At 56.8% G+C, this 25,866-nt stretch carries 23 protein-coding genes; 12 read left to right on the forward strand and 11 right to left on the reverse strand.

Annotated elements, in window-relative coordinates:
- Positions 1–9: 9 nt before the first annotated feature.
- From SELIN_RS00490 to SELIN_RS00510, 5 genes are read right to left on the reverse strand one after another with little or no spacing between them, the layout of a single operon-like run.
- Positions 10–1,230 carry a molybdopterin molybdotransferase MoeA gene (locus SELIN_RS00490; RefSeq protein WP_013504746.1) on the reverse strand — a complete coding sequence of 407 codons (1,221 nt, stop codon included), beginning with the start codon at positions 1,228–1,230 and terminating at the stop codon, positions 10–12.
- Complete coding sequence (locus SELIN_RS00495; protein WP_013504747.1) at positions 1,227–2,264, reverse strand: molybdopterin-binding protein; 1,038 nt, start codon at positions 2,262–2,264, stop codon at positions 1,227–1,229. The genes SELIN_RS00490 and SELIN_RS00495 overlap by 4 nt, the downstream gene beginning before the upstream one ends.
- Positions 2,261–3,301, reverse strand: coding sequence for a helix-turn-helix domain-containing protein (locus SELIN_RS00500; RefSeq protein ID WP_013504748.1), 1,041 nt, complete (start codon positions 3,299–3,301; stop codon positions 2,261–2,263). Before SELIN_RS00500 ends, SELIN_RS00495 begins: the two co-directional genes overlap by 4 nt.
- Complete coding sequence (locus tag SELIN_RS00505; protein ID WP_013504749.1) at positions 3,298–4,071, reverse strand: type III pantothenate kinase; 774 nt, start codon at positions 4,069–4,071, stop codon at positions 3,298–3,300. Before SELIN_RS00505 ends, SELIN_RS00500 begins: the two co-directional genes overlap by 4 nt.
- Positions 4,055–4,864 (reverse strand): biotin--[acetyl-CoA-carboxylase] ligase, encoded by an 810-nt coding sequence (locus SELIN_RS00510; RefSeq protein WP_013504750.1) that lies wholly within the window; start codon positions 4,862–4,864, stop codon positions 4,055–4,057. Before SELIN_RS00510 ends, SELIN_RS00505 begins: the two co-directional genes overlap by 17 nt.
- Before the next feature lie 212 nt (positions 4,865–5,076).
- Between SELIN_RS00510 and ilvD the strand changes: the two genes are divergently transcribed.
- The 3 genes from ilvD to ilvN all read left to right on the forward strand — a co-directional run bounded on the left by ilvD (position 5,077) and on the right by ilvN (position 8,994).
- On the forward strand, positions 5,077–6,729 hold the full coding sequence (gene ilvD, locus SELIN_RS00515) for a dihydroxy-acid dehydratase (RefSeq protein ID WP_013504751.1): 1,653 nt from the start codon (positions 5,077–5,079) through the stop codon (positions 6,727–6,729).
- A gap of 61 nt (positions 6,730–6,790) precedes the next feature.
- The gene (gene ilvB / locus SELIN_RS00520; RefSeq protein ID WP_013504752.1) at positions 6,791–8,491 is read left to right on the forward strand and encodes a biosynthetic-type acetolactate synthase large subunit; all 1,701 of its coding nucleotides are present in this window, start codon (positions 6,791–6,793) and stop codon (positions 8,489–8,491) included.
- 17 nt (positions 8,492–8,508) lie between these two features.
- The gene (ilvN, locus tag SELIN_RS00525; RefSeq protein ID WP_013504753.1) at positions 8,509–8,994 is read left to right on the forward strand and encodes an acetolactate synthase small subunit; all 486 of its coding nucleotides are present in this window, start codon (positions 8,509–8,511) and stop codon (positions 8,992–8,994) included.
- 65 nt (positions 8,995–9,059) lie between these two features.
- On the opposite strand, the gene SELIN_RS13595 is transcribed toward ilvN, so the two are convergent.
- Both SELIN_RS13595 and SELIN_RS13600 read right to left on the reverse strand, forming a co-directional pair.
- The gene (locus SELIN_RS13595; RefSeq protein ID WP_013504754.1) at positions 9,060–10,124 is read right to left on the reverse strand and encodes a response regulator; all 1,065 of its coding nucleotides are present in this window, start codon (positions 10,122–10,124) and stop codon (positions 9,060–9,062) included.
- The gene (locus tag SELIN_RS13600) at positions 10,121–12,094 is read right to left on the reverse strand and encodes an oxygen-binding di-iron domain-containing protein (RefSeq protein WP_013504755.1); all 1,974 of its coding nucleotides are present in this window, start codon (positions 12,092–12,094) and stop codon (positions 10,121–10,123) included. Before SELIN_RS13600 ends, SELIN_RS13595 begins: the two co-directional genes overlap by 4 nt.
- Before the next feature lie 195 nt (positions 12,095–12,289).
- Between SELIN_RS13600 and SELIN_RS00540 the strand changes: the two genes are divergently transcribed.
- From SELIN_RS00540 to SELIN_RS00560, 4 genes are all read left to right on the forward strand, one after another.
- Entirely contained in the window at positions 12,290–12,655 is a 366-nt protein-coding gene (locus SELIN_RS00540) for a CidA/LrgA family protein (protein ID WP_013504756.1), read from the forward strand.
- Complete coding sequence (locus SELIN_RS00545; RefSeq protein ID WP_013504757.1) at positions 12,652–13,353, forward strand: LrgB family protein; 702 nt, start codon at positions 12,652–12,654, stop codon at positions 13,351–13,353. The genes SELIN_RS00540 and SELIN_RS00545 overlap by 4 nt, the downstream gene beginning before the upstream one ends.
- 670 nt (positions 13,354–14,023) lie before the next feature.
- On the forward strand, positions 14,024–15,424 hold the full coding sequence (locus SELIN_RS00555; RefSeq protein WP_013504758.1) for a dihydrolipoyl dehydrogenase: 1,401 nt from the start codon (positions 14,024–14,026) through the stop codon (positions 15,422–15,424).
- Between the two features lie 62 nt (positions 15,425–15,486).
- Positions 15,487–15,822: a hypothetical protein gene (locus tag SELIN_RS00560; protein WP_013504759.1), complete on the forward strand. Its 336-nt coding sequence runs from the start codon at positions 15,487–15,489 to the stop codon at positions 15,820–15,822.
- Between the two features lie 19 nt (positions 15,823–15,841).
- Here SELIN_RS00560 and SELIN_RS00565 read toward each other — a convergent pair whose 3' ends face one another.
- Together SELIN_RS00565 and SELIN_RS00570 are read right to left on the reverse strand one after the other, a co-directional pair.
- On the reverse strand, positions 15,842–16,489 hold the full coding sequence (locus tag SELIN_RS00565) for an HAD family hydrolase (protein ID WP_013504760.1): 648 nt from the start codon (positions 16,487–16,489) through the stop codon (positions 15,842–15,844).
- Entirely contained in the window at positions 16,470–17,285 is an 816-nt protein-coding gene (locus tag SELIN_RS00570; RefSeq protein ID WP_013504761.1) for a histidinol-phosphatase, read from the reverse strand. The genes SELIN_RS00565 and SELIN_RS00570 overlap by 20 nt, the downstream gene beginning before the upstream one ends.
- 394 nt (positions 17,286–17,679) lie before the next feature.
- Here SELIN_RS00570 and SELIN_RS00575 point away from each other — a divergent pair, with 394 nt between their 5' ends.
- Both SELIN_RS00575 and SELIN_RS00580 read left to right on the forward strand, forming a co-directional pair.
- On the forward strand, positions 17,680–17,931 hold the full coding sequence (locus tag SELIN_RS00575) for an RNA recognition motif domain-containing protein (protein ID WP_013504762.1): 252 nt from the start codon (positions 17,680–17,682) through the stop codon (positions 17,929–17,931).
- A gap of 103 nt (positions 17,932–18,034) precedes the next feature.
- Positions 18,035–18,289, forward strand: coding sequence for an RNA recognition motif domain-containing protein (locus SELIN_RS00580; RefSeq protein WP_013504763.1), 255 nt, complete (start codon positions 18,035–18,037; stop codon positions 18,287–18,289).
- Positions 18,290–18,518: 229 nt separating this feature from the next.
- On the opposite strand, the gene SELIN_RS00585 is transcribed toward SELIN_RS00580, so the two are convergent.
- Positions 18,519–19,247, reverse strand: coding sequence for a FadR/GntR family transcriptional regulator (locus SELIN_RS00585; RefSeq protein ID WP_013504764.1), 729 nt, complete (start codon positions 19,245–19,247; stop codon positions 18,519–18,521).
- A 176-nt stretch (positions 19,248–19,423) separates the two neighbouring features.
- Complete coding sequence (locus SELIN_RS00590) at positions 19,424–21,121, reverse strand: L-lactate permease (protein WP_013504765.1); 1,698 nt, start codon at positions 21,119–21,121, stop codon at positions 19,424–19,426.
- A 281-nt stretch (positions 21,122–21,402) separates the two neighbouring features.
- On the opposite strand from SELIN_RS00590, the gene SELIN_RS00595 reads away from it, so the two are divergent.
- Genes SELIN_RS00595 through SELIN_RS00605 form a run of 3 tightly spaced genes read left to right on the forward strand, consistent with a single transcriptional unit; the run spans position 21,403 to position 25,860 of the window.
- Entirely contained in the window at positions 21,403–21,882 is a 480-nt protein-coding gene (locus SELIN_RS00595; RefSeq protein ID WP_013504766.1) for a LutC/YkgG family protein, read from the forward strand.
- A 6-nt stretch (positions 21,883–21,888) separates the two neighbouring features.
- Complete coding sequence (gene ldhH, locus SELIN_RS00600; protein ID WP_013504767.1) at positions 21,889–24,003, forward strand: L-lactate dehydrogenase (quinone) large subunit LdhH; 2,115 nt, start codon at positions 21,889–21,891, stop codon at positions 24,001–24,003.
- Complete coding sequence (locus SELIN_RS00605; protein ID WP_049871061.1) at positions 24,004–25,860, forward strand: methyl-accepting chemotaxis protein; 1,857 nt, start codon at positions 24,004–24,006, stop codon at positions 25,858–25,860.
- The last annotated feature ends 6 nt before the right edge of the window (positions 25,861–25,866 follow it).

Genomic DNA, 25,866 nt, shown 5'->3' on the forward strand with positions numbered 1-25,866 from the left:
GCATGCTTCCTACAGCAGCTGCAGGGCAAAGGGCATGCCCCGCAGTCGCGTGCCCCGCGGGGCATTGCCGATATCTTCCGGGAAGATGACCAGGCCGTCGGCGTTGGCGAAGGGGATAAAGTGGGAGGACTTCTGGTTTTCGCCGCCCCGGGCGTGCCAGTGTCCGTTGACCAGATCGAAGTTGGCACGGTTGAACACCAGGTGCCCCTGGCGGGAGCGCATGTCATTATCCAGCTCCACATCCACTTCGACGGGGTGATGGTCAGGGCGCCCCATGATTCGCTTCAGAGCCGGAACAACGTAGACCAGCATCACCGTGAAGAAGGCTGAAGGGTAGCCGGGCAGGCCGAAAAGAACCTGCTTGCCACGGGAGGCGAAGAGCAGGGGGCCACCGGGCCTGATGGCGGTACGGGTAAAGTGCAGGTTGACATCCAGGCTCTGGAAGATGGGTTTGACAAAGTCATATTTCCCCATGGAGACACCACCGGAAGTCAGCACTACGTCGCACTCCTCCATGGCCAGCCTGATGGTGGTGGCAATCTGCTCGCGGCTGTCCTGCACCATGCCGTAGCTTGTGCAGGGAATCCCCATGGCCTGCAGGATGTACTGGGCGGTGTACTGGTTGGTGTTGCGTACCTTTCCCCTCTGGTGGGGGCTGTGGCTCTCAAGGAGTTCATCGCCGGTGACGATGATGCCCACCCGGGGTTTGCGGTAGACGGACAGATGGGTGGCACCCAGGTAGTGGATCAGGGGCATGCGTGCCCAGTTGAGCCAGGTGCCGGCTTTCAGGGCGATGTCTTCTCCATGGGCCTCTTCACCGGGCTGGCAGATATTCTCCTGGGAGCCGTACTCCTGGGAGAGGGCGATATGGTCTCCCTCCTGGACGGCGTCCTCGACGCGCACCACGAAGCCGCTGTTTTCCGGAACTTCGGCTCCGGTCATCACGTGAATGGCTTTGCCGGAAGTCAGGGTGGTGGAAAACCGGTGGCCGGCTCCCACCTGCTCCTGCACGGTAAAGTGCCGCACGCCATTGAGGCGATCTTCCTCGCTGATGGCAAAGCCGTCCACAGCAGCTTTTTTCACGTCGGGATAGGCGTGGTGGGTGAGAACATCACGGGCCAGCACGTGGTCTTGAGCCTCGTTGTGGGGCAGGGAGACCACCTCCAGGGGCGCGGTATGCCTGGCGATGAGTTCCGATGCCTGGGGGAAGGGAATATGGTGCAAGCTCATCGGACACCTCCAAAGGTGCAATTGGGAAAGTGGCAGGTTGGGCATTGCTGGCACAGTCCACCGAGGGACGCGTGGTCCAGCTCGCGTTTGTGTATGGGCAAGCCAGCCAGCAGGCGCGGCAGGTAGATGTCCAGGGTCGTGATGGGCGTGCTGAGGGCGCCGGCCGGGATGGTCAACACGGGTATCGTGCGGGTGTGCTCATAGGCGATGGTGAAATTGTTCCCTGGCTGTGCTGGAACTCCCCGGCGCAGAGGAACTGCGCCGCTGTCGCACACGGCGGCAATGGTAACATCGTCGGGGTCAACGGAAGTTCCACCAGTGATGCAGACCAGCTCTGCTTTCGCGTAGGCTTCAGCCAGGGCACTGGCGATGTGTTGACGATCATCGGGCAGAAGCTGATGGTGGACGATCTCTACGCCGAAGGCACCGAGTTTCCGGGTCAGTAGGGGCAGGAAGCGATCCTGAATGCGCCCTTCATACACTTCGCTTCCGGTCACCAGTACTGCCGCCTTTGTGACTCGGTATGGCGCAATACGTATCAGTGGCGTGTCCAGGATGTTCAGGGTGCTCTGGAGCGTGTCGCGGGGTGCAAAGAGCGGGAGGATACGGAAGGCCGCCACCCGGTCCTCAGCTTTTACGGCGTAATACTGTGGCAGGGTTGGCAATGCTATTTCCCCGTGCTGTTCGTGGAGGCGGAAGAGTCGCTGCGAATCTATGCAGAGGACGCCTGTGGAACGGGCATAAAGTCCAAGGCGGCCCTGAACGGGCTTTGTATCATGGGAGATGGTGTCAGGGTCTCCGATGCGGCTGATGACGGCCAGAGCAAAGTCATCCTCATGGACGGCATCGGAGCTGCCATCGTTGTCAGCATAGATGTGGTTTTTCCCGAGATTTTTCAGGAGTGCGACATCGGCGGCTTCAATGCGGTGCCCACGAAAAAAAGCGGTGCTTTTGACACCGCTTTGTGGATCAATTCCCATGATGTCGTGGCCAAGGCTCAGGCCGATGGCTTGTTCGACGGGGACTTTTTTCATGGGCTCTGTCCCAGAGAGCGCAATACCGCTATATATTGTTCCCGCGATATCTGGATGATACGGTACTGGTCATCTTCGCGTGGTTCCACCAGAAAGCGGCGAACCTGTCCCGGGCGCCCGACCGGGCCGTGTTCCTTGTTGTCGATAAAGACGTTGACGCCTCCGGCGTTGCCCAGTGCGACGATAACGGTTCCCTGTGATTCGATGGAAAGGCTTCTGCCTTCCCGCAGGGTGGTGGTTTCCATGGCTTCCCCATGGGAGCCAACCATCTTTACCCAGGCTTCACTCAACCCCTCCAGGCGAACGGACAGGGGGATGTCGTTGAGAAAGGCACCGGCAAAAGGATTTTCCGTTGCGGTTTCCGTGCTTGGCTGTGTGGCCTGTTGCTGCGCGGCTGCCTGCTCCCGCTGACGTGCTTCGCGTTCCGCCTGCAGTCGTGCCTCTTCTTCTGCCCTCAGGCGAGCCTCTTCCGCCTGTTGTTGTCGCAGCTCCTCCTGTCTGCGTGCTTCTTCCTCGGCGGCCTGCTGCTCCTGGAGGTTTCGCTGGGCTTCAGCTATCACGTCGTACTGTTCACGCTCTGCCGCAACAGGCTCCTGGGGCTGGGATGAGAGGTAGAAGTAGGCAATGGCGGCGACAACGACAACGACAACGGCGCCGAAGATGACCGGGGAGAGTGAACTGTTCTTGTTGATGATTTCCTTGGCGGATTCTTTTTTTTCAGGGTCCGAGCTTTCCCGTGGAGCTTCGCCAGGTTCAATTTCGCCGAGCATGGTGAACAGGAGTACCTTGGCGTACTCATAGTCCCCGCGGACTTCGTTGCAGATAGCTTTAATGAAACCCAGCACGAACGCTTTCGGGGGAAGGAACTGGTGCTGATCATTCTCAATGGCAGCAATCTGACTGACGGCTATTTTGGTGCGGTCAGCGACTTCCTCGACGGTGATGCCGCGGGCTTCCCGCAGCCTTTTCAGGTAAGAGCCAAGCGTTTCGGGCTCTGTGGCGTCGTGAGGTGTGCCGTGAATGTCGGTTTCCTTCATGCGCGATTCCTTTCAAAAAGTATCTTAAGTCCTTGAAGGGTCAAGTCATGGCTGTATTCGTGGAAAAGCCCTGATTCCTGGTGGAACAAAGAGCCCAGTCCGCCGGTGGCGATTACATAGGGCTTCATACCCTCTTCCTGGGAGATCCTTTGAACTATCCCTTGTATCATAGAGACATATCCGTAGTAAATACCCGACTGCAGCGAATGAATGGTATTGCGACCCACGACTTTTTTTGGCCGGGCAATTTCGATGAGTGGCAGGCGATCGGTTCGCTCCACAAGCGCTTCCAGTGATACGGTTATACCTGGAATTATGGCCCCGCCGATATAGCTTCCGTCGGGTGAGACGACGTCAAAGGTGGTGGCCGTGCCGAAGTCGACGACAATAGCGGCACCCTGCGCCTTGTCATAGGCTGCGACCGCGTTGACGATGCGATCGGCACCTACCTCCTTGGGGTTGTCCATGCGAATGGGCATCCCGGTGCGCACTCCGGCGGAGATAATCAGTGGTTCCTGGCCAAAGAGGGTGGTGGAAAGCTTGCGGAAAACCCTGGTCAGTGGAGTGACCACGCTGGAGATCACGACTCCCTCCACATCCCTTGGGGAGATGTCTTCAAGGCGCATCAGGTTGCCCAGCAGAACCATGTATTCGTCGGTGGTGCGGTGAATATTCGACTGCAGGCGCCACTTGGTGCGCGCGTTCATGTCATCGCCATCAAAGACGCCGATGACCACATTGGTGTTCCCTACATCAATAGCTATGAGCAACTTCAATTACCTCGCCGGAGCTGATAGTGGTTATGGTGCCATCCTGGTTTCTGACGACCAGTGAGCCGTCATCTGCCATATCCAGTGGTGTGAACACCTGGTCATGGCGGCGGTCGCGATAGGGGCGGCCGAACATGGCGCAGGACGCTTTCCATCTGTCGACGAGGGCACCCCCGTTATGGTTGAGGAGTTCATTGTAGCCGCTGAGCAGCTCTTGCGCAATGGATAGAATAACCGCAGGGCAAGAAAAGGTGGTGTTTGCCGTCAATATGCGCAGGCTTTGGGCAATTTCGGCCACTTCAGGAGGGAATTGCGCCTGATTGACGTTGAGCCCGATGCCTACTATGACGTTGCGGGGAGTGCCACCCTGGGTGCGCAGTTCCGTCAGGATGCCGCAGAGTTTACGCCCTTTTGTGTCGGTTATGTCGTTGGGCCATTTCACCCGGACGTCTGCGCCCAGCGCACTGCAGGTGTTGAGTACGGCCACTGCCGCCAGGACGGGAATGAGGGTGAGGTGCTGCATCTCACGGGGGGCGTCAAGGCAGACGGAGAAGGCGATGGATTCACTATCGGAAAACCATGGGCGTCCGAAGCGCCCTCGTCCGCCGGACTGGATTTTCGTGGCGGCAAGGGTTCCGTGCTCAAGGGTGCCGGACTGCTCCAGCAGATAGCTGTTAGTGGAGGGAGTACTCTCCAGCAGATCCAGGCGGTGGGGCCAGGTGGCCAGAATTTCACCGAAATCTTCCTCGCTGCGCTGGCCGGAAGGGTTGACGTTAAACGCTGTTTTACTCATCTCGCTCCCTGTGTGAAGATAAGCTCCAGGAACCCTTTTACAAAAACGGATTTTTCTTATAAAATCCTTGAATTCCCTATCCATATTCAGTAATGTGCTGCAACTTTACCGCACCTGGCCGAAGGCGGTGCTCTAGGAATTTTGTATCAATCTTAGCAGTCGTCGGTTTGTATGTACAGAGAATAATTTTTGTGACAGCGGGAGCGTTCCATATGAGAAGTGATCGTGTAAAGAAAGGGATCGAAAGAGCCCCTCACCGTTCTTTAATGTATGCCACCGGCGTCAGTAAGAAATCCATGGAACGACCATTTATCGGAATAGTTTCCAGCTTTACGGATCTGATTCCGGGGCATACTGGCATGCGGGATCTTGAGCGCTTTATTGAAAAAGGGGTCCATTCCGGTGGGGGCCAGTCATTTATCTTCAGCGTGCCCGGTGTCTGTGACGGCATATCCATGGGCCATGTGGGAATGCACTACTCCCTGCCGACCCGTGAGCTGATTGCCGACATGATAGAGTCTGTGACCATGGCCCACGCGCTGGACGGCCTGGTACTGCTGACCAACTGTGACAAGATCACACCGGGGATGCTGCTGGCGGCCGGACGTCTCAACGTACCCTGCATAGTTGTTACCGCCGGACCGATGATGACGGGGAACTACAAGAATATCCGCCGTGATTTCATTACCGACACCTTTGAGGCCATGGGTCAGTGTCAGGCTGGTCTGATTACCCGTGATGAACTGGATCGCCTGGAAATGTCGGCCTGCCCCGGGCAGGGATCCTGTCAGGGGCTTTTCACCGCCAATACCATGGCCTGTGTCAGCGAAGCCCTGGGTATGAGTCTGCCCTACTGCGCCACGGCGCTGGCCGGGTTTGCTGAAAAGCGGCGCATCGCCCAGGAGTCGGGGGAGGTCATCTGCCGCCTGGTACGCGAAGACATCAAGCCTCGCGATATCATGACCGCACAGGCTTTTGACAATGCCATTGCCATTGATATGGCTCTGGGTGGTTCCACCAATACCGCTTTACATATCCCCGCCATTGCCCACGAATGCGGCATCCGCATTCCCATGGAACGATTCGATGAGATCAGTCGCCAGGTACCCAATATCTCAAGCCTCAAACCGGCTGGTATCTACTATATGGAGGACTTCCACTTTGCAGGTGGTATTCCTGCCGCCATGCAGCAGCTGGGAGCCAATATCCACGACTGCCTGACGCTCAGTGGCCTCACCACCGCCCAGATCGCGGCTCAGGCCATCAATTACAATCAGGAAGTCATTCGCACCATGGACAACCCCGTGAAAAAAGAGGGGGGGATCGCTGTGCTCAAGGGGAATCTTGCTCCCGGTGGCAGCGTCATCAAGCAGACGGCGGTCAGCGATGCCATGCGTCATTTCAGCGGCACCGCCAGGGTGTTCAACTCTGAGGAGATGGCCATGGAGGCTATCATGGGCAAGCAGATCAAGGCTGGTGACGTGGTGGTAATCCGCTACGAGGGACCGCGCGGTGGCCCTGGCATGCGCGAGATGCTGGCGCCCACGGCAGCCATCATGGGCATGGGGCTGGGCGAGAAGGTCTGCCTGATCACCGATGGCCGCTTCAGCGGTGGTACCCGTGGCCCCTGTATTGGTCACATTTCACCGGAAGCCGCTGCCGGAGGACCCATTGCCGCGGTTCAGGAAGGTGATACGATCATCATAGATCTGGATAGCCGCTCCCTGCACCTGGATATTACCGATGAGGAAATCGCCCGACGTATGGAGCGCGTGGTTCACCCTGAACCGAAGATCAAAACCGGCTGGCTGGCCCGTTACGCCCGCCAGGTGACATCGGCCGATACCGGCGCGGTGATGGAATAACCAGACAGGTTTGTCGTAGCTGCAAAGGCTATTCACATAGGTCAGAAACCGGAGGGTATGCATGAAACTGACAGGAGCGCAGATATTTGTTGAATGTCTGAGGAAAGAAAATGTGGATGTGATGTTCGGTTACCCGGGGGGGGTTCTGATCGGTATCTACGATGCTTTGTATGATTCCGACATCAACCACATCCTCACCCGTCACGAGCAGGGCGCGGCCCACGCCGCCGACGGTTATGCCCGCAGCACCGGCAAGGTGGGTGTCTGCATGGCTACCAGTGGTCCCGGTGCCACCAACCTGGTAACCGGTATTGCCACGGCGTACATGGACTCGGTTCCCATGGTGGTCTTCACTGGCCAGGTTCCCACGGCTGCCATTGGCAACGACGCTTTCCAGGAAGCGGATATCGTGGGTATCACCCGCCCTATTGTCAAACACAACTATCTGGTGCAGGACATCAGCGAGTTGGCCACCACCATCAAGGAGGCTTTCCACATTGCTTCCACTGGCCGGCCCGGGCCAGTGCTGGTGGATATCCCCAAAGATGTCATTCACGCCCAGTACGAGTTCAGTTATCCCGAAGAAGTGAATATTCCCGGCTATCGTCCCACCACCAAGGGGCATCCCGGGCAGATCAAGAAATTCGTGCAGCTGGTGAAGCAGGCCAGGCGTCCGCTGTTCTATGTGGGCGGCGGGGTGAAGGCCTCCAACGCGGCTGAAGAGTTGCGCACCATTGCTGAAAAACTGCACATCCCCGTTACCGAAACCTTGATGGGCCTTGGGTCGGTGGGCGGCTACAACAAGCTGTTTATCGGCATGCTCGGTATGCACGGCTGTTATGCCGCCAATACGGCTATCAGTGAGTGCGATCTGGTTATTGCCGTGGGTGCGCGCTTTGATGACCGCGTCACCGGCAAGCTCGACGAATTCGCCAAAGATGCCACGGTCATTCACATTGATATCGACCCCTCCTCCATCTCGAAGAGCGTCTTTGCCCACCATCCCATTGTGGGTGATGTGAAAGAGGTTCTGCAGGATATTCTGCAGGAGCTGGAAAAGCACGACGTCAAGGAAATTGCCAGTGGCCATGACGACTGGGTGGAGCAGATCCAGCAGTGGCAGCGTCAGTACCCCCTGACCTATGTGCCCAGCGATGAAGTCATCAAGCCTCAGTTTGTGCTGGAGACGCTCAGTGACATGATCAAGGAGCGCGATGCCATTATTACCACCGAGGTTGGCCAGCACCAGATGTGGGCTGCCCAGTTCATCAAGCATCGCGATGCGCGGCGCTTTGTCACCAGCGGAGGCCTCGGCACCATGGGATTTGGCTTCCCGGCGGCAGTGGGAGCGGCCTTTGGCAACCCTGACTCCATCGTTATTGATGTGGCTGGTGATGGCTCCATCCAGATGAATATTCAGGAGATGATTGTGGCCGTTCAGTTCAAACTGAACGTGAAGATCCTCATCCTCAACAATGGTTTCCTGGGCATGGTGCGCCAGTGGCAGCAGCTGTTTTTCAACCGTCGCTACAGCAGCACCAACATCGAATTCCAGCCGGACTTTGTCAAGCTGGGCGAGGCCTACGGTGCCACGGGGCTGCGCACCAGCAAGCCTTCGGAAGTCGCCGGGGTGCTGGAGAAGATGCTCAACACGCCGGGGCCGGTTATTGTGGACATGGTTATCGACCGTGAAGAGAACGTCATGCCCATGGTTCCGGCAGGAGCCAGTGTCAGAGATATGATCCTGACAGATCAAATCTAAGCCAGGTGAGGACAGAGATGAAACATACCATAAGCGTCATTGTAGAAAATAAATTCGGGGTTCTGTCGCGGGTGACGGGACTGTTCAGCGGTCGCGGGTACAATATCGAAAGTCTCAGCGTGGCCCCCATTGATGACAATCGCTTCAGCCGTATCACCCTGGTGACTACGGGTGACGACAAAGTGGTGGAGCAGATTACCAAGCAACTGCACAAGCTTATCAACACCATCAAGGTCATCGACCTGACCAACGAAGAGCATATTGAACGCGAGCTGCTGCTGGTTAAGATAAACTGCCCCAACACGACGGTGCGCAGCGAAATTCTGCAGATCATGGATATTTTCCGTGGCAAGACGGTGGATGTGGCTGTCAAGAGCATTACCGTCGAGGTGACCGGTGCCGCCGAGAAGGTCAACGCCTTTATCGACATGATCAGGCCCTTTGGCATCAAGGAGATGGCCCGCACCGGCAAGGTGGCCATGCTGCGCGGTCAGAAGCCCTGAATCAATTGCTGCACCATCACAAAGGCCCCGCCGCTCATCTGAGCAGCGGGGCCTTTCATATTCACTCAGAAAAGTTCCAGCTCTCCCCCATCTTCCTCATGCCCCTCAAGTTTGTTGCATATCTGTTCAATATTGCTCATCAGGGCGTCGTCGAGGTAGTGGATATCAACAGCATCGCCGTCCACAAAGATATGGGTGGTGAATTTCTGGATATCCTCGGCCAGGCTTTCGAGCATGCTGGCCAGAATGCTCACATGGTTGTGGTCGAGGTTTTCGGTGTCAATGGCCTCAATGCTGATGACCAGCTTATGCAGGGCGTCTGCTATGGCGGAAAAGCGCATGAAACGGTCGAAGATCACCCGGTAGCTTTCGAATATCTCCAGGAAATCATCGCGCATCTCCATAGTGAATCCTTCGACGATCATGGTGCTGATGATGGAGTCCAGGCTGGCACCCAGTTCCATCATCTCATCGATGTCCTCCAGGGCGCTCTCCCAGTCCTTGGGATCACTTTTGAGCTCTTCAATGAAGTGCAGGGCCGAGACTTTGCCGGCCTTGAAGCTGTTGATGGCCTCATCCTGTCGCTTCTTCAGTTCTTCCTGGCTGATCTGGCTGACCTGTTCCATGGCCCGATCATAGGAGCTTGTCTTGCGTGGGCGCGTCGCGATCTGGCTGCGCAGCGATTCGATGTACTTTTTGGCCCGCAGCAGTTCAAACTGCTTGCGATGGACGATGAACTCCGATGCGCGTAACAGGACACTGGCCAGCTGGTGGGTCTTGACGGGCTTGAGGATAAATCCATCGATGCCGATGTTGATGAGTTCGATAAAGTACTCGGTCTCATGGTGGGCGGAGATCACAACGATCTTCTGCTCGGGGTCCATGGACTTGATGGCCTGGCTCAGCTCAATGCCGTTCATGCGAGGCATGCGAATGTCAGTTATGACAATATCGTAGCCGTCGTTTTTGCGGTAGAGCTCCAGGGCATCCTGCCCGTCCCTGGCCACATCGACTTTCAGGAAGAATTTCCCCAGCAGTTCGCCAAGCTGGCGGCCGAGGATCTCTTCATCTTCAGCGATGAGAATGCTCTGTTTGGCGGCAAAGACTTCCAGTTGCTTGATGGTCTTCATGGAGTGCTCCTGTTGCGGTGAAAGCGCAATTGAAATACGGCTCCGCCAGCACTGTTGCGGGCATGGATGGAGCCGTGATTGTGTTCTTCCATAATGACCTTGGACATGTAGAGCCCAAGGCCTGTTCCATTCTTGTTTTCCTTGGTGCTGAAATAGGGATCAAAGATCAGGGGCAGAAACTTTTCGGGAATGCCTCCGCCGTTGTCTTCTATTTCCAGACAGAGCTCCCCATCCTCCACCGAATCACGGAAAGTCACAACGGGATTTTCAACAGATCGTTCAGAAAGGACATCAAAGGCGTTTTTCAGGATATTGACAATAACCTGAATGATTTCATTGGTGTGAACATTGACGGGCTCCCTGGTGGCGGTCAAATTCTGCAGGACGATACTGTTGCGGGCGAACAGATGACCCATCAGGGCCAGGCAGCGGCTGACCAGATCCGGTATGGGAATATCTTCCCGCGAGGAGGTGGGGCGGAAAAAGTTGCGGAAGTCTTCAATGACCCGTGAAAGGTAGTCGGTCTGCTGTTCAATATCGGTGACAGCTACGTTGATGTCCTTTTCGGTGAGAATACCCATCTGCTGGTAGGTGTCCAGGGTGCCAACGGCCATGGAGATGGCTGAGAGGGGCTGGCGCCACTGGTGGGCAATCATGGAGAGCATTTCCCCCATAATGGCGTGACGGGATTGCTGCAGAATCAGGGCATTCTGTTTGCGGTTTTTTTCCAGCTCCTCCTGAACCCGCTCTTCCAGGTGGCGGTTCAGGGATGCCAGCTTCTGTTCCGCTTTCCACTGGCGGGTCCAGTCGCGACTGACGGTGACAATGCCGATCACCTGACCGCTGTGGCTGCGCAACAGTGATGTGCTGGAGATAAAGCGTCGCATTTCCTCGGGGTTATCGTCCTTCCACGACCAGCCCAAAGACGCCTCGGGCTGTTGACGAGCCAATACCTTCTCTTCAAACAAGCGAAAGAATCGGGCATAGGTTGGCTCAAAGAGGTCCTCGTCGCTCTTGTCGACAATATCTTCTGTGCTGAGCCCGACAAAGTCGGCGAAAGCTTTGTTGCAGCCGATGTAGCGAAGCTGGCAATCCTTGTAGAAAATGAGATCCGACACCGAATTGGTGACAATGTCCAGCAGGGCCGCCTGCTGGGTAACTTCCTGCTCCAGCTGGTGGGACTTCTCCAGGGCCTGCTCCAGGTGCTTGCGCTCCACCACTTCACCATAGGTCTCCAGGGCGGCCTGGATGCTCTTTTTGCTGAGCAGCGCGGCCATGGCCTCCATGCCCGAGGTGAGCGCGGCAATGTCGGTTGCGGTGATCACGGGGCCGCGATTGGGCAGGATGGTTTGTACTGTCAGGCTCTGGATACGACTCAGTGCCAGCCCGAGCAACTGACTGTTGGGTATGGCCTGAGAGTGATACTGGGCAATGGCTTCGAAATCGTCTTCATGGTGCAGAATTCCTGCACTCAGGGTGTTGCCGAAGAGTTCCCCGGAGAAGAGCAGCCCCTTTTCGGGAAAGCAGGTCACAAAGGAGCCGGGGCAGGGACAGTAGGGCGTCGGAATAAAGTGGCAGAGAAAGCCGGGTCGCGAAAGCTGAAAGTTGCGCTGATCAATGGGGTAGATGGAGGAGCGTACCCCCATCTGCCGCAGGCTGTCCGCCATCTGCCCCTGGGTGACGATGAGCAGATCGTCGCGCCCAATGCGTTTTTCCAGGTAGGGCAAAGCTCCACACGCCTCTGGAAGGGCACTGTTTACCACTATATAGCGGATCCGTTCCAGGGGGAAATCCCGGCGGATGCGCTCAAAATCCTCTTCCTGTCCAAGGGTTCCCCCGGGATTGAACAGGACGCTTTCGTGCTGGTTTTCCAGCCAGTAGGTGCGACTGTGGGGCTTCTGCCGCATGCGCACCAGAAAGACGTCGGAAGCTATGCTGACAGGGAGGCCCTGACTGAAGCTGGAGTGCATAATGAATCCTCGGGCAGGGAAAATCATGGTCGCGCAAAGTCGACACCTGATATACTCTTTATATGTACGCCATGAAATACATTGCGTCAATTCCTCTTGCCCAACGAAATCGGTAATAATTATTCCTGATTTTATAGGGGCAGGTGTTGACGCCCCAAGGTGCGTATCGTTACATTTCATTTCTGGAGGGGGCCTATGCTGGGTGGCATACTCTTGATACTGTTTTGTCAATTGGGAGGGGAAGTACTGGTTCGTTCCCTGGGGCTGCCGTTGCCCGGGCCGGTGGCTGGCATGGTGCTGCTGCTGGGTGTGGTTATTGTCTATCGCGATGTTCCGGCCACCCTGCGCAGTGCCACTGACGGGCTGCTGCGCTATCTTGCCCTGCTCTTTGTGCCCATTGCCGTGACAGGAATCATGGCGCACCGGGTCTTTATGTATGAAATCTGGTTTCCCCTGACCGTGGCCATTCTCGGCAGCACCATCCTGGGCATTATCACGACCGCCCTGGTTTTTCGCCTGCTGATGCGACGCCAGCAGCGCTCCGGGAGGTCAGCGTCATGATGGAATGGGTGCTCGAAAGCTCGCTGCTGTGGCTGGGCATTACCATTACGGCCTTCTTACTGGGCAGCTGGCTCAATATCAAAGCCAGGCGAAATGCCCTGGTTAATCCGGCGCTGATCAGCATTTTTCTCGTCTGCGTTGCCCTGGTGGCCACGGGGGTTTCCCATGAGGAGTACTTCGCCTCCGTCTCCCTGATCCACTTTCTGCTGGGGCCTGCCACGGTGGCTTTGGCCATTCCCCTGTACGACCAGTTTGCCCAGATACGCCGCCTGCTGGTGCCCATCATGGTGGCCTGCCTGTGTGGCCTGACCGTCTGCGCCGTTTCAGCGGTGGCCATCGGCATGTATTTTGATCAGTCCCGGGAGCTGCTGATTTCTCTGGCGCCAAAATCGGTTACCACCCCGATTGCCATGGGCATCAGCGAAACCCTTGGTGGTCTTGGATCACTGACCGCGGCTCTGGTTATTATCACGGGCGTCTCCGGCAGTATTGTGGGGCCGCTGGTGCTGAAGCTGATCCGGGAGAAAGACGAGAATACCCAGGGCTTCACCATGGGTCTGGTGGCCCACGGCTTTGGAACTGCTTACGCTTTCAGCATCAGCCCTGCGGCCGGAGCTTTTGCTGGTCTGGCCATGGGATTGACAGGCCTTTTCAGCGCTTTCTTGCTGCCACTGTTTTTACAGTTGATGGGAGTGTGAAAACCCGCTCTTCAATGGTAAGTTTCTCAACTTTCGCACCCCCGAAACGGCAGGTTGTCGGCGCTGACCCACATGCAATGCTGGAATGGCCGAAATGGTTCTGCTCAGACTGCATTTCTTTTGCCACTTTGGACCCGCCCAAAGTGGCTGGGAAGCGTTCCCCAGTGCTGTCCTTTTCAGCCGTCCGCTTGCCTGGAACTGGGGACCGCAAACAACCGCCCTCCGTGGCTTTTGGTTTGCGGTTGCCGCCCTCGTGGCGGCAACCCTGCGGATCCATCGCGTTATGCAGGCAAGACCCGAACGGGACACCTGCAGGAAGCAGGTGGTCCGGCAGCACTGCAGGGAAGCAGGGGTCAGGCAACGCAGCAGATGGGGCTCTTTGAGCAGCCTGCTGCCGGATCTCCAGGACAGGCGAGCAGGCGAACCGGAAGAACGGGCGTTCGGGGGGCGCGTTTTTGTACCCTTTTTGACCGCGCAAAAAGGGTAATATCTGGAAACAGAAAGAGGAATACCAGATGATTCAAGTAATTAAAATCAATACGGTTTTAGTGATGTAAAGGCTAGGATAATAATGCCTTAGTCCAAGGCAGCAAGATGCGAAACTTGAGTAAGTTTGTCATGTTTAATCACCCGCTGGGCGAACCAGCAACGGAAAGGGAGGGAAGAGGCCATGCGTGAAGTTGATGTAGCCATTATCGGAGCCGGATCTGCCGGATTGACGGCTTTCAGCGAGGTCAATCGGGTCACGGAGAATGTGGTGATCATAGAAGCCGGTGTGGGGGGCACGACCTGTGCCCGTGTCGGCTGCATGCCCTCCAAGGTGATGATTCAGGTTGCCGAAGATTTCCACCGGCGCGAATACCTGGCCACCGAGGGCATCATGGGTGCTGAGCACCTGCGTCTGGATATTCCTGCTGCCATGGCCCATGTGCGCAAAATGCGTGACCGTTTTGTGGCCAGTGTCATGGGCGGTACGGTGGCACGGGCGGGGGATCGCTATATTCGCGGTAAGGCCCGATTTTGCGGGATGAATATCCTGGACGTAGACGGACAGAAGATCAAAGCCGGCAAAGTCATTCTTGCCACCGGATCACGCCCCTTTGTCCCCGAGGGCTGGGAGCGCTTGCCAGTGCCGGTCTATACCAGCGATACCCTTTTTGAGCAGGAAGACTTTCCCGCCTCCCTGGCGGTCATGGGAACCGGTGTTATTGGTCTGGAGCTTGGCCAGGCACTGGCACGCATGGGAGTTGAAGTTACTGCCTTCGGACGCTCTGGACGGGTAGCCGGCATCACGGATCCCGAACTGAACACCTCTGCTGTAACAGCCTACAGCAGGGAATTTCCACTGCGCTTCTCGCGCGATATCCGGGTTGAACCCATCGCGGGAGCTTCAAAGGTGCGTATCGTCTGGCCGGAAGGCTCGGTGGAGGTCGATGGTATCCTGGCGGCACAGGGGCGTCGCCCGAACCTTGATGATCTGGGACTGGAGCCGCTGGATATCCCCCGTGACGAACATGGCATTCCCCTGTTTGACCCCCAGACCATGCAGGTGGGTGATCTGCCACTGTTTATCGCCGGCGATGTGACGGGCAGCCTGCCGGTGCTCCACGAAGCCTCCGATGAAGGGCGCATTGCCGGTTACAATGCCGTGAATTCCGTGCAGCGTTTCCGGCGCAAGACGCCTTTGCTGGTGGTCTTTACCGATCCCAATGTGATGCAGGTGGGGCAGACGTACCAGCAGCTGCGTGATGCTGGTACCCCTTTCGAGGTGGGGCAGGTGAGTTTTGAAGGACAGGGGCGCAGTCTGGTTATGGGTAGAAATTGTGGGTTGCTGCGCGTTTATGGGCACCGTGACAGCGGTGCGCTGCTGGGAGCGGAAATGATGGGCCCGGCTGGAGAGCACATCGCCCATGAGCTGGCCTGGGCTATGGAGCGTGGGCTGGACGTGTTTGAGATGATTCGTCTGCCCTTTTACCATCCTGTGGTGGAGGAAGGTCTGCGCACAGCGTTGCGGGAGCTGGCCGCCCGGGTGGATAGGCGAAAGGCCCGCTGGGAACTTTCTTTTGCCTGAGCTTCCCCGGCCGTGTATAATCCGCTAAGATTCTGTGACCAAAGCTTTCCGGAGGGCGTATCATGGGACTTTTTGAGCTTGGTGGCTATATACTCTTTGTGCTGATGATGGCCTTTGCCGTCATTGTCATCCATCTCAAGGACAAGCGCATTGCCCAGTTGCGAGACGATCGAAATCGCTATCTGCAGGAGCGCAACGAAGCGGTGGACTATGCCAACAAGCTCAGTGGTCAGGTGGATCTGGACTTCTCCCGTCAGGAGGAGAAGATTCAGCGGTTCCAGCGAGAGCGCGATGTCCTGCTGGAGCTGGCCAAGGAGAACCTGCCCGGTGATCAGTACGGTGTCCTGAACCGCGCCTTTGAACAGCGGGTCAGCAAGATGAAGCCGGTCAAGGACTGAGCGCTTCTTTCAATCCCACTCAGGGTAGCAGATGTAATAATTCTTCAGGGGTTTCCAGGATGGGAACCCCTTTTTTCTGAAAAAAGGCCCTGTCATAGGCACCCCAGCCAGCGCAGATGAATTCGGCACCGGCGCTGTGAGCACTGTGCAGATCATTTTCGGAATCGCCGATATACACGGCTTTGCGCGGTGAGATACTCCATTGGCGGCACACTTCCAGCATGGGGTCCGGATAGGGCTTTGGCCGGGCAATATCATCGACACAGATAGCCGGGTCGAAAAAGCGGTCAAGGTCAAAGCGGTTTTCCATGAGCTTGTACTTGAAACGCAGATTGTTGGTAACAACACCCATGCGCCCATAACGCTGCCGAAGCCGCACCAGCACCTCTTCCATTCCATCGTAAAACCCCAGCTTCTCTTCATGGTTCGCGTAATTTTCGTACCACTGGCGTATACCGTGCTGGGGGTCGTGGTATCCCAGTTTTTTCAGGGTAACGGCTCCTGGACTGCCCATGACCCAGTCAAGCTCATCGGGATCCAGCTCCAGGTTCAGCAGCTGGCGGGCGGTGTCCACCAGGGAGTAGACGATGACATCCCGGCTGTCCAGCAGGGTTCCATCCACATCAAAAATCAGACCTTCCAGAGGCTTATGCCAGAAGTGGGACATACTGTCGTTTCCTTTTCTCAAAACGTACCAGGGTGGTGATGTCCGCTTCGCGGGCCATCCGCTGTGCCAGGGGGAAATCGCGACCCACATGCTCGGGGCAGTGGGCATCACTGGTGATAATGACCGGCAGCCTGTACTTCCCGGCCATCTGCAGGATCTCCGGCGCGGGATAGATCTGCCCGGCAGGCTTGTACAGGCCGGCGGTATTGATTTCCAGTACCATGTCATAGTCTTTCATCAGGCGTATCGTACTCTCGTATACCGCTGTCATGATGACATTGCGGGGTGGCCGGTAGCCGAATACCTTGATCAGGTCGAAGTGGCCGATGATATCAAAAAGCTGGCTGCGGATGGCCATCTGCAGAATTTCATAGTAACTGTAGTAGACATCCACCACATCGCGTTCTTTCCACTCATGGGCAAAACGAGGCAGGTCGAATCCCCAGTCGCCGATCCAGTGGACACTGCCGATGATATAATCCCAGTGGACTGATTCCAGGAAGGCGCGTATACCCGCTTCGCGGGAAGGGATATAGTCCATCTCTATTCCGGTTTTCACTGCCATGCCCTGCTGGCGGGCCTGCTCAACGGCATGTACGTACTCGTGAACATCGTAGTGAAAGGCTGCGTCCGCCCAGGAGGTTTCCAGCAGGCTGCTGGCCTGGCTGAATCGGTAGGCGTGCTCGCTGAAACCCAGTTCGCTCAAGCCGCGTTCCATGGCAGTGTCGTAGTACTGGCGGATCCACTGTGCCGTGTAGGGGCCACTTTCGAGGTGGACATGATAGTCGTGCAGCATCGGGCGTCCTGTCAACAGGCTGCTGAAACCATTTACGGTGCTGTCCGCCGGACGCTCACGCGCAGCAGCGCACTTTGCGTGCACTTCGCACCAAGCCTGGCGTGCGCCTGCATCTGTGGGTTTTCAACGGCCTGCCTGATGTAAAGTATTCCAAGTGCTCAGGCAAGGTTCTGTGATAGCCGCAGATCATAGCGGCAAACCCGTGGGAATTCAAGAGAGCTCCCTGGAAAGACGCTGCCAGGAAAATATTTGCATGGATTACGGTTTTTTGGTGACAGCTGACATTCTTTCTGTTACAAGATGTACCCATGTTGTTTTTCCGCTCGCAGGACAAGTCTTTTTGCCTTTCTTGTATCGTGAACACCAACGATTACACTTTTTAAGGATCTATTGAATGATGAAATCTATCTATGCCGGTAACTTGCCTTTCACGACGACTGAAGACGAACTCGGAAACCTCTTTGCTCAATACGGAGATGTTTACTCTGTAAAACTCATCTCTGACCGTGAAACTGGCAGACTGCGCGGCTTTGGTTTCGTTGAAATGGAAGAGAAAGACTGCGAAGCGGCAGTTGAAGCTCTCAACGGTTTCGAATTCGGTGGCCGCAAGCTGCGCGTCAACGAAGCTCGCCCTAAAGGCTTCTGAGCAACACTTCTCCGTAACCTCAAGGCACTGGCTCAGCTGTTGGGCCGGTGCTTTTTTTCTTTCCCACCTGTCGCCCCGGCGATACTACTCCCAAGGATTCAGAATGTCTGTGAAATCTATCTATGCTGGAAATCTGCCTTTCACCACTACCGAAGACGAACTCGGAAACCTCTTTGCACAATACGGTGACGTGTACTCCGTAAAACTTATCTCTGACCGTGAAACTGGCCGCCTGCGTGGTTTTGGTTTTGTTGAAATGGATGAGAAGGATTGTGCTGCTGCAGTTGAAGCTCTCAACGGCTATGAGCTGGGTGGCCGCAATCTGCGCGTCAACGAAGCTCGCCCCAAAGGTTTCTGAGGAAAATTTTCCTGAAATCATGAAAGCCCTGACTCTCCGGAGTCAGGGCTTTTTTTGCGTGTGCTACGGGGTGCTGAAAAATTCCTGTATGGGGCGCTGCTTGCTGGACACTGCGCGAGCAATGCTTCATTTTGGCGACCTGAGTGTTTTCAATTGCCTGCTTGTTTTGAGGTATCTGAGCAAGCTGCCTCATGTCGCAGTTCTTTCTCGTCCTCAGGAGGAGATGTCGTCACTCTTTGGGGGAAAATATTTTGCGGGTTTGATCCTCAATGTACTTCATATGGTCCAGCATGGCCAACGTGGCTCGTTCCGGGTCGCGATCCCGTATGGCTTCGAAGACGGCACGGTGTTGACGGTAGAGTAGATTGTGATGGTTCGGATCCTGAAACATCCGGGAGCGTACCTCAAAGGAGACCTGTTCCACCCAGTGGTGGATGGTGTTCATAATATGTACCAGCAGTACATTGTGGGTGGCGTGGCTGATGGTGGAGTGAAAGCTGGCATCCGGCTCGTGGCCTACCTGGGTTTGCTCGCAGGCGATGCGCATCTCCTCGAGATACTCCTCCATCTGCGCTATTTCCTCATCGGTTGCCCGTTCAGCGGCAATGCGGGCGGCCCAGGTTTCCAGCACTTTACGCATTTCCACCGCATCAAATATGGATTCGTCACGCTTGAAAAACTCATCAATGGCGATACCCATGGAATTTTGTGTCATGGAGCGCACAAAAGTGCCACTGCCCTGAACATTGTAAACAAACCCCTGGGCCTCCAGGCGATGAATGGCTTCGCGCAGGCTGGGGCGGCTGACCCCCATATTGGCAGCCAGCTCCCGTTCCGGTGGCAGCTTTTGTCCCGGCTGCAGCTTGCCTGACAGAATAAGTTCTTTTATCTGCTTGTATATTTCGTCGCTGATGCGCTTTGGTTTGATTTTTTCAAACATTTCCATGGTCTGGCTCATTGGTGGCTCCGAAGACAGTTCCCGCGTGGGTATTCAGTGCATGTAGAGAGAGGAATCCTCAAAGATTAGACCTGGAGCCGTGGGCTGTCAAGCAATTTGCCGATGCTTTTCGGGCCCGGCAAGCGACACTGCTGCTTACCGGGCCCGGGTGGTGGGTGGGTTGTTTTTGGTAGTTTTTAGCCCATCAGCGGATCGGCTACCCCCAGCACGAAGACGGCAATCAGGGCGATAATGCCGGCAAAGACCAGGTAATAGAGTGTGGGTATGGCGGTCATGCGCAGGGTGCGCCCTTCGCGGCCCAGCAGGCCAACGGTGGCGGAAGCGGCAACCACATTGTGGATGGCGATCATGTTTCCGGCGGCAGCGCCTACGGCCTGCATGGCGACCAGCAGCGCGCCAGAGATACCCAGCAATTCACCGACACTGAACTGGAATTGCACCAGCATCAGGTTGGATACGGTGTTGGAGCCGGCAATAAAGGCTCCCAGGCCACCGACAGCAGGGGCGAAGAAGGGATAGATATTGCCCACGGAGTTAGCCACCAGCTGGGCCATGGCAATGGGCATGGAGGGCAGGTCGGCTGCATTGACGCCGGAGTTTATGAGGATGCGCACCATGGGTATGGTGAAGATGAGCACGAAACCTGCGCCCAGCAGCGTGCGGGAGGACTCGCCCACGGCTGCCTTCATCTCCTTGAAGCTCATGCGGTGCAGGAAGTAGGTGATGAACACCACCATCACCATGATACCACCAGGCAGGTAGAGGGGCTGAATGCTACCGGAGACACCCGCTTCGCCCAGAATATTGGACCAGCCAAAGCTCAGGAAGCTTGTGAAGAATGACTTGACTTCAGGCACCACGCGGGAGATCACCAGGATAAGCGCCAGCAGCAGGTAAGGAGTCCAGGCCATGACTCCGGACATGGGGGCGCGTCCAGCCAGGGCGTCCAGCTTGATTTCAATGCTGCCCATCCAGTCAACGGGCCACTCTTTGGGGGCGGCAAAATCCCATGACTTCTTGGGCACCAGGAATCCGGCTTTGGCGGCGGGAACAACCACAGCCAGGCCTACCAGGGCGCCGATCAGGGAGGGGAACTCTGGTCCGAGGAAGACGCCGGCAGCGGCGTAGGGCAGCACAAAGGCGAGTCCGGCAAAGATGGCAAAGGGTGCGATGGAAAGCCCTTCGGTCCAGGACTTGTTCTTGCCGAAGAAGCGGGTGAGCATGATGCACATGAGCAGGGGCATGAACAGGCCCACGATGGCGTGAGTGATGGCGACCTGGGAGGTGATGAGCTGGTAGAAGACTTCCCAGCTGGACTGATTTTCGATCAGGGTGGCGCTGATGCCTTCGCGGTCAAGGCCAGCACTGACGCCAATGACGATCGGTGTTCCCACGGCACCAAAGGAGACGGGGGTGGACTGGATCATCATGCCCATGGTGACGGCTGCGAGGGCGGGGAAGCCAATGGCCACCAGCAGGGGCGCCGCGATGGCGGCGGGAGTGCCGAAGCCGGAGGCGCCTTCAATGAAACAGCCGAAGAGCCAGGCGACAATAATGACCTGAACTCGGCGGTCGGCACTGACGCTGGAGAATCCGCCCCGGATGGCCGTGACGGCTCCGGAGTGTTTCATGGTGTTCAGCAGCAGGATGGCGCCGAAAATGATCCACAGAACTGAGGCGGTCAGGATCAGACCTTGGAGGGAAGAGGCGACAATGCGGGTGAAACTCATCTCCCAGGCGGTCAGACCAATGGCTGCAGTGGTGAGGAAGACGACGGGCATGGCGCGGCGTGCCGGCCAGTTCAGTCCCACCAGCAGCACAGCGGCTAAAATGAGTGGGGTGAAAGCGAGGAGTGACAATAGAGTCTGGTTCATGGGCTCTTTCCTTGTCCGCGGGCGTTTGCCCGGCTTAAATTGGTAATACCAATAGGTTGTTGATGGGAAAAATAGGGAATTGCCGTGGCGATGTCAAGAAACTTTTTTGCAAAATAAAAATTGGTTCTATTTTTTCATATTGGAGAATGTGGTGCCTGCATTGTAGTTAGCGGCTATTCTGTGCGGTTCGGCTGAACTGTTGGGGTGTTCATCGAACGGTGTTGACAAAATAATCATGGGGTATATCATGTTGGTATTACCAATTGAAACGGCGGTGCCCTATGCTTGAAAAATTTCTCCAGCACTGTGCAGTGGCTGCCATGCAGACCCGGGTTATCCCGGCGGCAGAGCTGACATCATCCATAGAATCCTTTCTGCAGGAAGGGGGTGTGGTCTGCGCCCCTCGCTTTGAGATACCGGAAGTCTCCACCCCAGTGGATCGTGCCGGTATCCCTGTATGTATTCTCGAAGCCGACTGGGCTATCGGTGAAACCGGTACTTTTGTCATCAACCAGCGTAATCCGGAAGTTCGCCTGGCCAGTTGTATGGCCGAAACCCTGGTGGTGATCCTGGAGCGCTCACGCCTGGTGGAAAAGCTGGAAGACGTGGCTGCCTATATGGAAGAGAAACTCTCCGGTGCCGAAGCGGGCTTTGTGGCCTTTATCTCCGGTGCCAGCCGTACCGCCGATATCGAGCGGGAACTGACCATCGGCGTGCATGGGCCGCGCTACATGCATGCCCTGATTCTGGAAGACAGGTAGGAAACCATGAAGAGAAATATCCCCCAGCAGATCCGAGAAAAAATTGACGACAAGGTTCTCTACCAGGCGCTGCGAAATTTCGGGCGCAACTATCGCATCTCCCGTGACAAGGCGTACAGCGCCCATGACTTTGCCGCCCTGCGTACTGAGCTGTCAGCGGTAAAGCAGAACTCCTGCCACAACATCGACACCCTCTTTCAGCAATTCAAACAGAACGCCGAAGCTGGTGGGGCCATGGTCCACCAGGCAGCCACTGCTGAAGAAGCCAACCGCATCATTGCCACAATCTGCCAGCAGGCTGGTGCCACCATGGCGGTGAAATCCAAGTCCATGACCAGTGAAGAGACCCACCTCAACAGCGCCCTGGAAAAAGAGGGTGTGGAGGTGGTGGAGACCGATCTGGGCGAATACCTGCTGCAGGTGGGCAAACAGCATCCCTCCCACATGGTCATGCCGGCCATCCACATGACCCGTGGCCAGGCCCGTGATATTTTCAACGATGGCCTGCAGGCAGGTCTCAGCGAAGATATCCCCGCCATGGTGGAGTTTGTTCGTCACCACCTGCGCCCATCCTATTTTGAAGCCGGAGCGGGCATCACCGGTGCCAATGTGGCCGTCGCTGACAGCGGCGCCATCGGCATTGTCACCAACGAGGGCAACGCCCGCCTGACCACCACCCTGCCCCCGGTGCACATCGTCCTGCTGGGCTACGAAAAGCTGGTCCCCAGCTTCACCGATGCCCTCAAGGTTATCCGCATGCTGCCCAAGTCGGCCACTGGGCAGACCATCAGCACCTACGTCACCTGGATTCAGGGGCAGGAAGTTACTCCTGCCGGTGAGGCCAAGCAGATGCACTACGTTTTCCTGGATAATGGCCGCCTGAAATACAAGAATGATCAGGACGTCAACCAGGCCCTGGGCTGTATCCGCTGTGGCAGCTGTGCCAACGTCTGCCCCGTCTATGAGCTGCTGGGCGGCCATGTCTTTGGTGACGTGTATATTGGTGCCATCGGCCTGATCTACACCTCCATGTTCGGCGACGCCAAGCTGGCCAATGCCCTGCAGAAGCTGTGTTCTTCCTGCATGGCCTGCAGCGCCAATTGCCCCGCCGGCATCGATCTGCATGCCATTATCGCTCATCTTCGCTTGCGATATGGCAAGGAACACGGCGTACCTCTGCTCAAGCGCGCCATCTACGGCGGCATGCTGGCCAACCCCTCCCTGTTCCGCGCTGCCATGAAAACCGCTTCCTTTGCGCAGAAGCCCTTGGTGGACAAGCACAGTGGACTCATGAACCTGCCCCTGCCCGGCAGCCACAACTTCCGCAAGTTGCCGCGCTTTGAATCCGCCACCTTCAGCGATCGCATGAAGCAGCATCCAACGAAAATATCCACCAAGAAGGTTTTCTTCTACCCCGGCTGCGCCGTGGAATATTTCTATCCCCAGATGGGAACCGCTCTGGTGAACCTGCTGGAAAAGGCGGGCTATCAGGTGGATTACCCCGACAAGGCCGTCTGCTGTGGCCTGCCAGCCCACTTCGGCGGCGATGCACAAAGCGCCGGGAAAACCGTGGACCAGTGCCTGGATCACTTCCGCAATCCCGATGACTACGAAGCCATCCTGGTGCTCTGCCCCAGCTGCGGCTCAGCCATGCAACATGAGTTTCCCCACTACGCCGCCGCCGGGCAGCACGAAGAACTCAGCCAGCGCGTTGCCGCCAAGACCATGACCCTGGCCTCCTTTGTGGAAAAGGCCGGACTGCAGTTCCAGTCAGGCGGCCACCAGAAAGTCACCTACCATGTCCCCTGCCACATGGGTCGCGGCATGGGCTCCAGCGCTGCCGACCTGCTGAAGTCCCTGCTGGGTGAACAGTTCGCCCCCATGGAACACGCCGATGTCTGCTGTGGCTTTGCCGGCTCTTACTCGGTAGACTACCCGCAGGTTTCCGCTGGAATCCTGGGCAAAAAACTGGAGCACGCCGCTGCCACTGGTGCCTCCACCCTCATAACCGACTGCCCCGGCTGCGTCATGCAGATCGGGGGTGGTGCCGCCAAACAGGAGATGGACATGCAGGTGGTGCACCTGAGCACCTTCCTGGAAAATCTGGAGAGCAGGGGCTAGGTGGCCCCTGAGGGCAGCCCCATGACGCGCATGGCTCAGGTATTCTACCAGTGGCTCGAAAAGCGATTTTTCTCCACGTTAACCCGTAAGATCGTCGGAAATCTCAGCGTACTGCTGATTCTGCAGGTGCTGACCTTTGTCGTCTACACCCGCGGGCTTGGCGCCATCGAGGCAGCGGTGGTGACCGCGCCAGGGGGCGCTCCGGAAGTCGGGCAGCAGGTGAGCTCTCTGGTGGGCGATCTGTTTATCCGGGGAGCCGTGTTGACTCTGGTCAGTGTGCTGGCCATGGCGGGGGCCGCTCTTTTCCTGCGCTACCTGATACGTCGTCCCATCATCGGAATGACCCGCAGTTTCCGTGAGTCCACGGAGCGTCGTGACCTGTCCCGGGATATCGTTCCCTACACGGTGGATGAAATCCGTACCATGGGCACCGGGTATAATGGCTTCATGACCATGCTGCGCGCGATGATCGGTTCTTTGCGGGAGCAGGGTGTCAGAACGGCAATGGAGACCATGAAAGTGGTGTGGAATATGGGCAGGACTATCCAGAACACCCAGCACCAGGAAGAGTATGTCAGGGGAGTCCTGATCGCCAGTGACGAAAGCGTCCGCGCCATTGAGGACATCTCCAGCAGCGTGCAGGGAATTTCCCAGTCAACCAGCCGCAACCTGGAGAGCGCCCGCAGCTCCCTGGATGAACTTTCCGAAGTATCCCACGGTATTGCCCGGGTGTCGTCCATGCTCAACGAGTTCGGTCGGACGGTGGATCGCCTGGGGGAGAACTCCCGCACCATCAATAACATCGCCCTGATCATCAACGATGTTTCCGAACAGACCAACCTGCTGGCACTCAATGCTGCCATCGAGGCCGCCCGCGCTGGTGACAACGGGCGCGGTTTCGCCGTGGTGGCTGATGAAGTGCGCAAGCTGGCCGAGAAGGTCCGTGAGGCCACGAGTGAAATTTCCGCGAACATCCAGAATATGAATGCACTGGTACAGCGCACCGCAGAGGAGACCTCCGGCATTCGCACCCAGATGGGAGCGGCCAGTGTCGTGGTGGAAAAGACGGCCGGGGAATTTCGCCATATGGTGCAGGATTTTGAGCAAACCAATACCCAGCTTATGATGATAGCCTCTGCCATTGAAGAGCTTTCCACCACCAACGGCGAAGTTCGTCGCCAGGTGGCCGACATCAGTGCCCTGAGCAGCAGCGTGAAGGAGCAGATGGAAGACGCCGGCATCTGTCTGGATGCGCTTTCGGCTATCACCGAAAGCATGCAGGCCGATGTGCTGAGTTTTCACCTGGGGCAGGGGGTGTTTGAGGAAATCCTGCAGGTCACGCACCTCTATCACCAGGAGGCACACGCTATCATGACGGATCTCCTGGAGAGTGGTGCCAACCTTTTCGACCACACCTATGCCCCGGTTTCCGGCACCAATCCCCAGAAGTACCGCACCTCGTACACCGATGTGTTTCTGGCCCGCCTGCAGGGGTTGTTTGACGAAGCCCGCGCCGCCATTCCCGGCTGCTGTTACGCTCTGTGCATTGATGCCAACGGCTATCTGCCCACCCACCACAGCAACGTCTCTTTGCCGCCAAGCGGTGATCGGGAAAGGGATATTCAGTACAGTCGCCATATGCGCATCTACAATAACACGCCGACCGAACGTCGTCGCGCCAGCCACCAGGAACCCTTTTTGCTGCAGACCTATCTCAGGGATACCGGGGAAATTCTCAATGATCTTTCCATACCGATTTTCCTTGAGAATCGCCACTGGGGTGCCTTTATTGTGGGTTTTGAACCGCAGGCGCTCCTGACTTCCGCCACCGTGACCAAACCGTTGCTGACCAGCTAACACATT

The organism is Desulfurispirillum indicum S5 (assembly GCF_000177635.2).
Classification (GTDB): Bacteria; Chrysiogenota; Chrysiogenetes; order Chrysiogenales; family Chrysiogenaceae; genus Desulfurispirillum; species Desulfurispirillum indicum.